Here is a 12,249-nt window from a genome sequence, read left to right on the forward strand (position 1 = left end):
CAGAACTTAGCGGTACTGTTGCAAAAATTCCATAAAATCTTCTGTTTCTGCTTTTTCGATATCTGCTTGCTGCAGTATCGATTTTTCTGCCAGCACTTCATACTTAGCTTGAGTGTTTGGACTAAGCGTTTGCTGCAATAACGAATTGCGATGCTGCTGCGCCAAAGTAAAGCCAAGCTGCCATAGGCTGCCCAAACGCTGACTATCAGAATTGACTTGTGCTGAGATGGTTGACTCAGAGTGTCCTGCTTTGCCTTGCATTAACGCAACTGCTGCACGGTAATCATTGCCGCCATAATGAGCATCAAGCAACGCGGCAAGTGGCTGCATGCGCTCTAGGTGTGTCAGCATCCAGCTCTCAAGCAATTGCTCCTCGCCGTTATTGATGATGTGTAGACCATCACGGCGACCCTCGTTTACTACACGTTCAAGGTTGATAGCCAGTGCTTCTTCTTCTTCAGGTAGTAAATCAGGAGAGTCGTTGAACAGGCAATACAGCGCCATGACTTCTAAGAAGCAAGCACTAGACAGACGAATACCGACATCACTATAAGGGTCGAGATCGATAGCACGGAATTCAACATATGCAATACCGCGACGTTCAAGTGCTTCGGTCGGTGTCTCACCACTCATCGCAATTTGTTTGGGACGAATAGGGCTGTAATATTCATTTTCTATCTGGAGGATATGATTGTTGATTTGGATAGGATTGCCATCCGCATCTTCTAATCCAAGCTTGGCGAAGCTCTCGTGTGGCGTTTGAATCGCACGGCGCAATCCTTCGACATATTCTGGCAAATAGTTATAACGAATATCGAGCTGCTCTTGCACACTATTGGTATAGCCAAGCTTGCCCATACGCAGGCTAGTGGCGGTCGGCTTATAATAGGTTGAGTTGTTTAGCAGTTCTAAATCATGCTCGCGACCCGCTAAGAAACAAGGACAAACGCTTGGACTGGCACCCAATAGATAGAGAACCAGACTGGTTAGTCGCTTGAAGTTACGGATAAGCCCAAGGTATTTTTCATTTTTGAACTCTGTGGGCGTTTGGTCTTGCGCGGTAGGTGTTTGCGCTTGCCAAACGTCAAAGAGTCCGTCACCGAAAGACAAGTTATAATGCAAACCAGCAATCGTCTGCATACGGCGACCATAACGAATGCCCAAACCACTACGATATAACGTCTTGAGCTTACCAGTATTAGAGCTACCATAATCAGCTAATGGGATGTCTTCATCTTTTGATGACAGCATGCAAGGCATCGATAGTGGCCACATCAGCTCACCCTCAGGCATGGCTTGATATACCAATACATGCAACTGACGCAGCATGTTTAGCGTTTCTTTTGGCGAGGTCTTAGGGTCAGTAATGAGCTCAAGTAGGCTTTCTGAATAGTCAGTAGTGATAAATGGATGGGTGAGTTTTGATCCAAGTTTGGCTGGGTGTGGTGTTTGAGCCAGATATCCGTCAGGTCTAACGCGCAGACCTTCTTTTTCGATACCGCGTAACATGCCCGCTAAATGTTTGCTGTCAAACCAGTTAGGGATTTCAAAGTTCACAAAGCTACTCGCAAAATTACTCATAATAGTCATCTATTGTTATTTATTATGGAGGATCAAAACACGACTAGCGTTCGACCATAAAAGAGGTAAATATTGGATTAAGAATTCCGTCAGTTTAGCTCAAAGCTGCCTTGAAAACCACGGACGATTACAAATACGATAAGCTTTACAATGGCTTATCTGTCTGAATGTCAGCGGATATTTAAGCCACACTGGTTTTTGAATAACGTGTCATTTATGCACTATAAAACCAAGTGAATAAAAAGCACCTACCTAGCAGATAGATGCTTTTAATAGATGACGTCAAGCTACTTATCATCGCTATAGCCAATAACTAGGGCATCTGAATGAACACTCACGGATACCGCTAATTTAGATTGAGAATGAAGAGCCACAGCCACAAGTAGTCGTTGCGTTCGGGTTGGTCACGATAAAGCGTGCGCCTTCTAACCCTTCAGTGTAGTCAACAGTAGAACCTTGCAAATACTGGTAGCTTAGTGAGTCTACCACTAAGGTCACATCTTCATTGTCAAAGTTAGCATCATCTTCATTCAACTCATTGGCAAAATTAAAGCCATAAGAGAAACCTGAGCAGCCACCGCCAGTCACATAGACGCGTAGCATAAGGTCGCTATCACCTTCTTCTTCACGTAGGCGACGTACTTTTTGTGCAGCACTATCGGTTAGGCTTAGTACCGTAGGATCTACTGGCTGGCTCGAGCTTGGACTAAATTGGTTGGCTGATTCGTTCATATCTACCTCAGTTGCTAGGATCAAATGCGGTCGTCGTCCTGTTTGGGTTTGCAATGAAATGGTTGCAAATAAAGATACGCACGGCGTTTGATTTAATTGGGTGCTGTTATTAGGATAAAGCTATTGGAGCAATATAAGCTGTTTGTGCCATCCAAACGCTTGGGCATACAGTCGGCACTTATCTTTTAGCAGTATATCATAATGGGGGTCGCGAATCGTTTGTCAAGAGTGACGCTGCTAATCGAATTTATCGCATTCAATATAAGCCTTTGTGACCCTGATAATTGCTTATAAGGCGAAAGGCTTTTTACCTCAATAAATACTTAGTTTTGAAATAGTTATTTAATCGTTTGCCTATCGGGCAAGCGTTTGAAATAATAGCCGCCAGTTAGCATGCCAGATGTGTGTTTTTATTGCCTTATTTTTATATTACTGTTGAGATGAAGAAATTATATGATCGAATTTAAAGACGTTGGTGTTCGCCGTGATGGTCGTGAATTGTTTGCAGGTGCAAGCTTCCAGCTACATCCGGGTCACAAGGTTGGCTTAACAGGCAATAACGGCACAGGCAAATCTACTTTGTTCGCTTTGTTACTAACGCGAATGGGTAAGGGCGATACGGAAGTTACCCTTGATAAGGGCGAAGTGAGCATTCCTGATAGCTGGCATGTGGCACATATGGCGCAGGAAGTGGGCGCGACTAAGCAGACGGCCATTGATTATGTATTAAGTGGTGATGAGCAGTGGTATGAGATTAATGCTTCATTGAATGATTTGAGCAGCGTCAGTGATGAGCAGATTGGCATATTGCATCAGCAGTTTGATGAAATTGACGGCTATCGTACGCCAACCAAAGCAGCGCAAATTATGGCGGGCTTGGGTTTCAATACCAATCAGCATGAGCTACCAGTAGAAGGTTTTTCGGGTGGTTGGCGTATGCGTCTTAACCTCGCCAAAACACTGATGAGCCGTGCTGATCTTATGTTACTCGATGAGCCAACCAACCATTTGGATTTGGATGCGATCCTTTGGTTAGAAACGTGGATCAATGCTTTTATGGGTCTCGTGATTGTCATCTCGCATGACCAAGCATTTTTGGATGCGACTGTCGGTCATATTTTGCATGTAGAACAACAAAAAATCACCCTTTATACGGGTAACTATCAGCAGTTCATTCGCACGCGTCATGAGCGTATGGCGCAGCAGCAGCAAGCGTTTGAGAAGCAAGAAGCGACCAAAGCACATTTGGATGACTTTATTCGTCGTTTTCGTGCCAAAGCCAGTAAAGCCAAACAGGCTCAGAGCCGTATCAAGCAACTTGAGCGTATGGCGGAGCTGTCGCCAATGATGGCGGACAACCCGTTCTCGTTCCGTTTTTATGAACCAGCCAATATGAGCTCACCGCTGATTGAGCTGACAAAAGCGGATATTGGTTATAGCGACGTACCACTGCTGCACAATGCCAATGTACAGGTGACGCCAGATACACGTCTTGGCTTGCTAGGTATGAATGGTGCAGGTAAATCAACACTGATTAAGGCGTTGGTTGGTGAGCTTGGTGTATTAACAGGCACGTATCGTATGTCTGATACGCTGAAACTGGGCTATTTTAACCAGCATCAAATGGACATCTTAGATGCCAAGGCAACACCGATAGAGATGCTGCGTCGTTTAGCTGGCAAGACGTCTGATGCGATGCTACGCTCATTCTTAGGCAGCTTTGACTTCCGTGGTGATCGTATTGATACCCCAAGCGAGCTGTTCTCAGGTGGCGAACGAGCACGTTTGACGCTAGCATTAATTGTCTGGCAACGCCCGAACGTTTTGGTTCTAGATGAGCCAACCAACCATTTAGACTTACAGATGCGTCAAGCATTGACCATCGCACTACAAGGCTTCGAAGGGGCAGTGGTCTTGGTCTCGCATGATCGTGAATTGATTGCTAACGTTTGCGATGAGTTGTATTTGGTACATGACGGTATTATCGAAGAGTTCGATGGCGACATCAGCGACTATGGCAAATGGTTGGCAGAAAAACGCAAGCAAGAGAATTCGTCAGATAAAAACACTGGTAAGAAAAAAAGTAAAAAAGAGAGCAAAAAATTCGTTTCACGTGAAACAAATACCAGTCAAGCATCTGATGCTTCATCAAAAAGCAAAGCTACTGAGCCTGTACTAAGTAAAGAAGAGCAGCGTAAGTTAGCTGCTGAACAACGCAAACTTACTGCTCCTATTCGCCGTGAGATAGAAGACACAGAAAAGCTATTGGCTAAGATTGATAAGCAGCTTGTGACGCTAGAAGAGAAGCTTGCTGATACTACATTGTATGAAGAGAGTCGTAAGTCTGATCTGCTCGTATTACTCAATGAGCAAACAGCACTACAACAGCAGCATAGTAATAACGAAGAGAAACTATTGCTATCAATGACGACGTTAGAGGAAATAGAATCTGCTGCCAAGTAGAGGGGGTTGTATATAGAGAGCTGCAACTAGAAGGTTTTAGTGTTTGTTCAGCAGTTTTTAGATTATATAAGCAGGCATAAAAAAGGGAGAGCTAATGCTCTCCCTTTTTATTACATTATTCCTTACGGTATTTACCATCACCATAAGAGAGTATTTCCATTGTCGTCGTGCACAATTGACAGTTTATTTGACCAGCAGCGGCTTTTGATAAATCAAGAATACGGCCTCGAATAAAAGGTCCTCTATCAGTGATTTTTACGATTACGCTCTGCTTTGTCTTTTGGTTGGTTACTTGTACCTTCGTGCCGAACGGTAACGTGCGATGCGCAGCGGTCAATGAGTTCATGTTGAAGATACTACCACTAGCCGTACGTTTCCCATGAAACTTGCTGCCATAATAGCTGGTGTTGCCAGCGAAAACAGTGGTACTAAGCAGTAGTGATAAAGTGATAACTAAAGACTTGATTAAATAAGACATTTAATACCTTTAAGCAATTTATAAGATAGACAGATACCCTTGCCTACGTTATCTATACTCCCTATGAGTATGAATAATAGGGAGATTTTACAAGAAGGAGCTTGTCATATTATTACTGTCATGTAAAAAAACTCATAGGGTCAAATACCTGTTTTTTAAGGGAAAAATACATTTTTCGGAATAAGTAATAAGATAATGAGTTCTAAAAATGGTCTTATAGAGATTGATTCTTATAAAGAGCTCAACAAAATACTGGAGAGCTCGTAACACGACATAGATAGGTAATATATAAAGGCTGAAACTGTTCATATAGTACAATTAACGTCCAATAAGCCCAATCAAAAATATCGAAACTAATGTAAAAAAACCTTGCTATATTCTTACTATTTTGTACAATGCGAAAGGTTAAACAATGTTCTGGAATATCTATCAAAAATACTCAAAATAAATTTGATTGTATTACCGAATATCCTATCTTTTATCATCCTTTAAGGAAGTTTTATGTTGAAAAAAATTGTATTTGCTTCAGTTGTCGCCGCAATGATTCCGTTTAGCACAGCGAATGCTGACCTTGGTTCTAACTTTAAGACAGCAGATACCGGCCGTACTATCGAACAGATTTATAAGCAATGTGGTATCGGTGGTGCTTTGTTCGGTAATTCAAGCCCTATCCTTGCTATTATCTCTAACGTGACTTGGGATTTGGGTACAACAGCGGCTACTTCTGATTCTATGTCTCCTGCCACTTGCCAAGGTGGTAATGTTAGAGCTGCTGTATTGATCAAAGAAGCATTCCCAAGTGTAGAAAAAGACCTAGCTTCAGGCCAAGGCGCTCATTTATCAGCTCTACAGAGTGTTGCTAACTGTGATTCAGCTGCTAGCGTACGCGCACAATATGGTCAGTATGCTCAAACTTCTGCCTATCGTACTGCTACGCAAGATCAAAATGCAGAAGCGCTATTTGGTATCGTTAAGCAAAACTGTGCTATCTAAAGATTAAAAGTATTAGGTATTCAGCTGTTATTTGAATGCGGAAGCTTTTGATTATTTTATGATGAAAACACGTAAGCCTAGCGCTTACGTGTTTTTTATTGCTCATGTATTTAGGGTGTCTGGATAAAATGCAAAAAATATTGTTATGGGTAGCTTGTTTTGCGGCAACGACTGCTGGTGCGGCAGCGTTTGATGAATCAAATGCTTATACGCCAAAGCCAGTAATGATGGACAAAGAAGATAAGATTGCTTCTAACACTGATACGGCTATTGAAGCGCATTTAGCTATCAGCGAACTTCATAGTTTGCCAAGTCTTGAGCAGAGCATACAACCACTGGCAGAAGAGCAAGTACAAGAGCAAAAACCAAATACTAATAAAAATATGGTTATCGACCCTATAGTACTAAAGTCATTGGCGAAGCATCCTCAATGGCAGCATTTATTGTTTTATAAAAATGGTAAAGCTGAAGTTATCTCGCCAGATTTTTATTTAACCAACCCAAAGCTACGCTCAAAACGTAACTTTGATCCTTATGCAGAGCTCCTGGCGACGATAGAGAAAATAGGCGATGAAAGCGTCGTATGCAAATATCCAGCCAGATATTTATGGCTCAATCACCATCTACCTGAATTAAATGTCGATTTCAAAAACTGCGCACAATTGCCAGACCCAAATCAAGAAATAAGCCTGATTTTGGTGAGTAGCTATCTAAAAAATCCAGCCTCTTCATTTGGGCACGTATTGGTCAAAACTGGTGCGCCAATAGATAGTAATGATGACGGTGCTAAAGAAGTCAGAGAGCTCTCAAGCGAGGACTTGCTGAACAACTCGTATAACTTTGGAGCGAGTATTCCTGCAAACGATAATGGTGCAATGTATGCTGTTAAAGGGCTATTTGGCCTTTATGATGCTGGATTTTCAGAAACAGAGTTTTTTAAACAAGATGCGGTATATTCTAAAAACGAACAACGAGATATGTGGGAGTATGTGCTAAATCTCGAGGAGTATGAAACCCAATTACTGAATTATCATTTGTATGAAGCAAAGTCAGCTCGCTTTGATTATTATTTTATCAAGCAAAACTGTGGTTATCGTTCAGGAGAGATACTTGAGCTGATAAGCGATGTAAAAACAACGGAGCGAATAGGCCCTTGGTATGCGCCAGACTATGTGTTCGACCAATTGTTAGAGCATGAAGGCGAGTCTGAGTCATTGGTGGCGTCGGTACGTTATTTACCATCAGAGCAAACTCAGCTGCGAGAGAAGTTTGGTCAATTATCTAAGCCCATACAAAATATTATTAATTCAGTGATTCGTACAGAAGACATCACGCCACTTGCCAGTTTAAATACAGAAGATAAAGCACTGGCGCTGGATTTCTTAATTTTGCATCGTACTTATAAAATATCACAAGACAACACGCCGAAGCAGCAAGCCTTCAAAAATGCATTGCTCAGTCAGCGTTTTATGCTACCAGCCAGTAATGGTTTGGCTCAGCTGACTGTACCGAATAAAGCGTCACCAGCATTGAGTAATAAAACCACGCAAACCAAAGTTATTTTATCTGATGATAGCGTAGAGGTGGGTTTATCACTATTTGTGAAAGACCCGCTCAATGCTCATACGGATATTGATAAACGTTTTGAAGCAGTACAGGCTTCACTGGGCTATAATTTTGATGAGAGTCAATGGACATTGACGGATTTTGTGTTCTTAGATATGCAGCAGATTGAGGATCTTAGACAACCGTTATCAGGTGAACCTAAACTGTCTTGGCAATTAAAAACAGGCGCTCGTACCGATTGGTTTACGGGTAACCACCATAGCCCTTATGCGCAAGCTGGCATTGGTGCAGGTGCCAAATTTGGCAAGCATTTACTTGGCTATGGTATGGTCAATGCGACTGTCCATGATCAAGACAAACACGCAGATATTGGTATTGAGCTTGGTTTACGAGCAAAACGCGATAGTCGAAGTGCCGAGTTATCTTACATTGCCTCCAAACGAGAAGGGCGAAATGCCATTAATCTGACCAAACTCACAGTACGTCAACAGTTATCAAAGAATAACGATGCCAGACTGATAGTGACATACTCTGACACAGTAACGGCTGACAATAATACTGTCGTAAGCGATGCAGATAAACTAAATGCGGCCATAGCTTGGCATCATTATTGGTAGTATCATTAATAGTAGTAGCATCGTCAGTTCTCTATATATTGGATATGGTATTAGCCTTACTTAGTCTACGATTTATAGCACTTTCATTTGGCTTTCCTGTAGATCAGGTACATTGAACTGAGTATGTTTATACAATGGCATTGAGTTTTTATTGCTATTATTGAGTTATAGCCACGAGTTGTTATGTGGTGGTCAAAAAAAATCCATATCATATCGTTGAAAATTGGCATACCAGTATTATCAACATGCTTTTATTTTGAGGAAAAATAACATGGCAGAGAAAAACTACTATGACATTTTAGGGGTCAAAAAAGACGCCTCAGACGCCGATATTAAAAAGAAATACCGTAAGCTCGTTCGTCAGTATCATCCTGATGTCAGCGATCATCCAGATGCTGATAATAAGATTGCGGAGATTAACAATGCCTACGAAACCATTAGAGATAAAGAAAAACGTGCTGAGTATGACGCCATGCTAGACAATCCTTTTGCTGGTCAAGGTGGTGCTGGTGGATTTGGTGGTCAATCTGCAGGCGGAGGTCAGGGCGGATTCCGTTGGGAGGACGTCAAGGATCAGTTTGGTGATGGCGAAGCCTACGGTGATGGTGGCTTTCGCTTTGATGATATTTTTTCAGCATTTGGTCATGGTGCACGTGGCTCAACGAATGGGCAGGCGGGTAGCCAATCGCAACGTGGTGGTTTTGGCACGCAAAATAGCAAAGGTCAAGATCAGCATGCAGAGATTACGGTTGATTTGGCCTCGGTTTATAATGGTGACGACTACAGCATTAAGTTAAACGTCCCCGTTCGCCAACCTAACGGCAGTGTCGATTATGACAACAAAACCCTTAAAATTAAAATTCCTAAAGGCATCACTGATGGCAAACAAATTCGTTTAGCTGGGCAAGGTGCAGCGGGCAGCGGCAGTGGTAAAAACGGCGATTTATTTTTAAAAGTTAAAATTCGCCATGCAGACAATATCCGTGTCGAAGGTGCTGATGTCTATCAAACTGTCAATATCGCACCATGGGAGGCGGCATTGGGTGAAAAAATCAATATCACAACACCAGCAGGTACGCTGGGTGTGACGGTTCCTAAAAACAGTAAGTCTGGTAGTAATCTACGACTCAAAGGTAAGGGTATTCCAGCCAAGCAAGTGGGCGATTTATATTTGACTCTAAACATTGTCAATCCTGATATTAATAGTGAAGCCGCAACTAGCGCGTATGAGCAACTAAAACAAGCTTTTGCTGATGTCAGTATTGACCGTTAACTCAAATCCTTGATAACCGTCATTTATCACCATAATAGAGATGCATACGATACCGATGAAATAAAAAGAAAATGAGGATAACCGCTATGAAACACTCGCCTGAATTTACCGATATTATCATGAGCTTAGATGAACTGGTATCTGCCTGTGGCCAAGAGCGCCAATGGGTCATCGAACTGATTGAAGAAAATATCATTGAATACGATGTGCCAGAGTACCAGCAGTTCACAGGCTATCAGCTGACGACTGTGCGCCGTGCTTCACGCCTCAGCCGTGATTTTGAAGCCAGTGTGCCTGCTATCGGTTTGATACTTGAGCTGTTAGATGAAGTGGAACAGCTACGTCAATTAAAGCGTCAGCTAGACATGCAAACACCCGTGATAGAAGTGGATATTGATCATATAAAGTAAGTCAATGAATACTAAAAAGCAGACAATAAAAAAGGGCCTCAATGATAAATTGGGCCCTTTATTGTTTTCAGTTTCTCTATTTATAGCGTTTAACTTTCTATAAATTAACGAGAATACGTCGGATCAGCGGCTGCTGTGAATAGTACGTCAGTTGACGAATTCAGCGCGGTTTCTGCCGAATCCTGTATCACACCGATGATAAAGCCAATCGCAACCACTTGCATGGCGATATCGTTTGGAATGTTGAATAGGCTAGCGGCAAGCGGAATCAGTAGCAATGAACCACCAGCGACACCAGAAGCTCCGCAGGCACTGACTGTTGCGACTATACTGAGTAGCAGCGCTGATGCAAAGCTCACCTCGATACCTAAAGTATGTGCCGCTGCAAGCGTTAAGACGTTAATCGTAATCGCTGCACCTGCCATATTGATAGTGGCACCTAGTGGAATGGTCACAGAATAAGTGTCTTCATGCAGACCCAGTTTACGAGCAAGGTTCATGTTCACTGGAATGTTGGCTGCTGAGCTGCGAGTGAAGAACGCCGTAATCCCTGATTCACGCAGGCATCTAAATACGAGCGGATAAGGATTTTTGCCTGTTTTGACCAGTACGATAAGAGGGTTTGCGACCAATGCGATAAATAGCATACAGCCGATGAGTACCATCAAGATACGTGCATAACCTGCCAAAGAGGCAAAGCCTGTTTCAGCGACGGTATTTGCGACTAAGCCTAAGATACCGAAAGGTGCTAGAGCAATGATCCATTTGACCACTTGCGAGATAGCATCAGAAAAGTCGCCTACCACTGTTCGCGCAGTATCACTGGCTTGACGTAGCGCAAAACCGATGATGATAGCCCATGCCAGAATACCAATATAATTGGCTTCAGCAATGGCATTGATAGGGTTAGCAACTAAGTTCATCAGCAAGTTGGTCAATACGGCTTCTAAGTTGGCTGGTGGTACTTGCTCAATCGTCGCATTTATCAGGACTAAGTTAGTCGGGAATAAAAAGCTTGCACCTACCGCGGTCAGTGCCGCCAAAAAAGTGCCGAACATATACATAATGAGTACGGGTTTGACATAAACTTTGTTGCCGCTACGGTGTTGGCTGATAGCAGCCATGACCAAAACAAATACCAGTATCGGAGCAACGGCTTTCAGTGCACCCACAAACAGCGTACCCAATAACCCTAATGCAATACCGATGTCTGGTGCTTGCCAACCAATCAATACTCCTAAAATTAAACCAATAATAATGAGCGGCACTAGCCCTATACGCTGGTACATCGCAATTAGTGAACGCATCTATACATCCTCGATTTGGTCAATATTCCAAATTATTTATAAATGGCTACCGCGTTAACCTTGCGTAAAATACGCATTGTCCGCTCGGTTGCTTTGTCGCCATTTTGAAATAATTCGACTGTAAATAAGACGTTTATAGTGAAAATAGAAAATTAATCGAAGGATGGTAGCATTTTTTGGGATAAGCGCCTACCTTTACCACGAACCGACATAGGTGGGTAAGGTGAAGTTAGAGACTTTATATGAAAAAAATTGGCACGTATTCTCTGATGAGAAGTTGCGTTTTTTATGAGCAATGAGGAGATGTTATGGTGCAGGCTGCCACTTAAACTTTAAAATGAGTCAGCTCATAGCCTAATTGTTGGTAGGCTTTATACTTATTACGACCTTCTTGAACACTGTTCGCATCGGGTTTTATCAGCTCAAGCACTCGAGTTGGTTGGGCATTACTGGTCGCTGCCATAAAGGTATTCACAGGACTTATCGTGGTATTGAGCACGATTCCTTTGAAATCGGCTGGCATGTGATTGCCAAGTAGCACAGGTGCTAGCGATTGGTTATCAGTGTTGGTAGTATTGGCAATGTTGTCAGTAGCAGTATCCACATCAGTGTTTTTAGAAGCATCCAAAAGGCATTGATGTGGTATAAAGCTTGTGGCCTCTTGTGCCCATAGAGCCTCGTCAAGCGACGACAGTAACGCATCATCTTCGATAAGAATCAGCAGTGACTGAGTGCTTTTATTGAGCGCCGTTTGGGTCAATTGACAAATAAAGCCCAAGAAATCTTGGGCTTTACTCTCGCTTAAAACATAAAAGCTAATCTTCATAGA

10 protein-coding genes are annotated in these 12,249 nt (G+C 42.6%); 5 read left to right on the forward strand and 5 right to left on the reverse strand.

Translation table 11 applies throughout. The annotated features are described in order from the left end of the window. Positions 1–6: 6 nt before the first annotated feature. Together gshA and erpA are read right to left on the reverse strand one after the other, a co-directional pair. Entirely contained in the window at positions 7–1,581 is a 1,575-nt protein-coding gene (gene gshA / locus I6E84_RS00575) for a glutamate--cysteine ligase (protein ID WP_197215478.1), read from the reverse strand. Between the two features lie 351 nt (positions 1,582–1,932). Continuing rightward, the gene (gene erpA / locus I6E84_RS00580) at positions 1,933–2,313 is read right to left on the reverse strand and encodes an iron-sulfur cluster insertion protein ErpA (RefSeq protein ID WP_110922102.1); all 381 of its coding nucleotides are present in this window, start codon (positions 2,311–2,313) and stop codon (positions 1,933–1,935) included. A gap of 453 nt (positions 2,314–2,766) precedes the next feature. On the opposite strand from erpA, the gene I6E84_RS00585 reads away from it, so the two are divergent. Beyond that, on the forward strand, positions 2,767–4,776 hold the full coding sequence (locus I6E84_RS00585; RefSeq protein WP_197215480.1) for an ATP-binding cassette domain-containing protein: 2,010 nt from the start codon (positions 2,767–2,769) through the stop codon (positions 4,774–4,776). A gap of 115 nt (positions 4,777–4,891) precedes the next feature. Here the strand turns inward: I6E84_RS00585 and I6E84_RS00590 are convergent, their stop codons facing one another. Further along, positions 4,892–5,254, reverse strand: coding sequence for a septal ring lytic transglycosylase RlpA family protein (locus tag I6E84_RS00590; protein WP_110922100.1), 363 nt, complete (start codon positions 5,252–5,254; stop codon positions 4,892–4,894). Between the two features lie 501 nt (positions 5,255–5,755). Here I6E84_RS00590 and I6E84_RS00595 point away from each other — a divergent pair. The 4 genes from I6E84_RS00595 (at position 5,756) to I6E84_RS00610 (ending at position 10,113) form a co-directional block, all read left to right on the forward strand. Beyond that, positions 5,756–6,247 carry a DUF3015 family protein gene (locus I6E84_RS00595; RefSeq protein WP_110922099.1) on the forward strand — a complete coding sequence of 164 codons (492 nt, stop codon included), beginning with the start codon at positions 5,756–5,758 and terminating at the stop codon, positions 6,245–6,247. A 128-nt stretch (positions 6,248–6,375) separates the two neighbouring features. After that, the gene (locus tag I6E84_RS00600) at positions 6,376–8,430 is read left to right on the forward strand and encodes a DUF4105 domain-containing protein (protein ID WP_197215481.1); all 2,055 of its coding nucleotides are present in this window, start codon (positions 6,376–6,378) and stop codon (positions 8,428–8,430) included. A gap of 271 nt (positions 8,431–8,701) precedes the next feature. Further along, the gene (locus I6E84_RS00605; protein ID WP_197215482.1) at positions 8,702–9,703 is read left to right on the forward strand and encodes a DnaJ C-terminal domain-containing protein; all 1,002 of its coding nucleotides are present in this window, start codon (positions 8,702–8,704) and stop codon (positions 9,701–9,703) included. 86 nt (positions 9,704–9,789) lie between these two features. Continuing rightward, a complete protein-coding gene (locus tag I6E84_RS00610; protein WP_197215483.1) occupies positions 9,790–10,113 on the forward strand; it encodes a chaperone modulator CbpM in 324 nt (107 codons plus the stop codon). A 104-nt stretch (positions 10,114–10,217) separates the two neighbouring features. On the opposite strand, the gene sstT is transcribed toward I6E84_RS00610, so the two are convergent. Together sstT and I6E84_RS00620 are read right to left on the reverse strand one after the other, a co-directional pair. After that, positions 10,218–11,420 carry a serine/threonine transporter SstT gene (gene sstT / locus I6E84_RS00615; protein ID WP_197215484.1) on the reverse strand — a complete coding sequence of 401 codons (1,203 nt, stop codon included), beginning with the start codon at positions 11,418–11,420 and terminating at the stop codon, positions 10,218–10,220. Between the two features lie 325 nt (positions 11,421–11,745). Continuing rightward, positions 11,746–12,246, reverse strand: coding sequence for a DNA polymerase III subunit chi (locus tag I6E84_RS00620; protein WP_197215485.1), 501 nt, complete (start codon positions 12,244–12,246; stop codon positions 11,746–11,748). Between the last annotated feature and the right edge of the window lie 3 nt (positions 12,247–12,249).

This window comes from Psychrobacter sp. SCQQ22, from assembly GCF_015864605.1.
Classification (GTDB): Bacteria; Pseudomonadota; Gammaproteobacteria; order Pseudomonadales; family Moraxellaceae; genus Psychrobacter; species Psychrobacter fozii.

Coding starts and splice junctions, on each gene's coding strand:
- I6E84_RS00585 (WP_197215480.1), top strand. CDS start 2,767: ATGATCGAATTTAAAGACGTTGGTGTTCGCCGTGATGGTCGTGAATTG.
- I6E84_RS00605 (WP_197215482.1), top strand. CDS start 8,702: ATGGCAGAGAAAAACTACTATGACATTTTAGGGGTCAAAAAAGACGCC.
- gshA (WP_197215478.1), bottom strand. CDS start 1,581: ATGAGTAATTTTGCGAGTAGCTTTGTGAACTTTGAAATCCCTAACTGG.
- I6E84_RS00620 (WP_197215485.1), bottom strand. CDS start 12,246: ATGAAGATTAGCTTTTATGTTTTAAGCGAGAGTAAAGCCCAAGATTTC.
- I6E84_RS00600 (WP_197215481.1), top strand. CDS start 6,376: ATGCAAAAAATATTGTTATGGGTAGCTTGTTTTGCGGCAACGACTGCT.
- I6E84_RS00610 (WP_197215483.1), top strand. CDS start 9,790: ATGAAACACTCGCCTGAATTTACCGATATTATCATGAGCTTAGATGAA.
- sstT (WP_197215484.1), bottom strand. CDS start 11,420: ATGCGTTCACTAATTGCGATGTACCAGCGTATAGGGCTAGTGCCGCTC.
- I6E84_RS00595 (WP_110922099.1), top strand. CDS start 5,756: ATGTTGAAAAAAATTGTATTTGCTTCAGTTGTCGCCGCAATGATTCCG.
- erpA (WP_110922102.1), bottom strand. CDS start 2,313: ATGAACGAATCAGCCAACCAATTTAGTCCAAGCTCGAGCCAGCCAGTA.
- I6E84_RS00590 (WP_110922100.1), bottom strand. CDS start 5,254: ATGTCTTATTTAATCAAGTCTTTAGTTATCACTTTATCACTACTGCTT.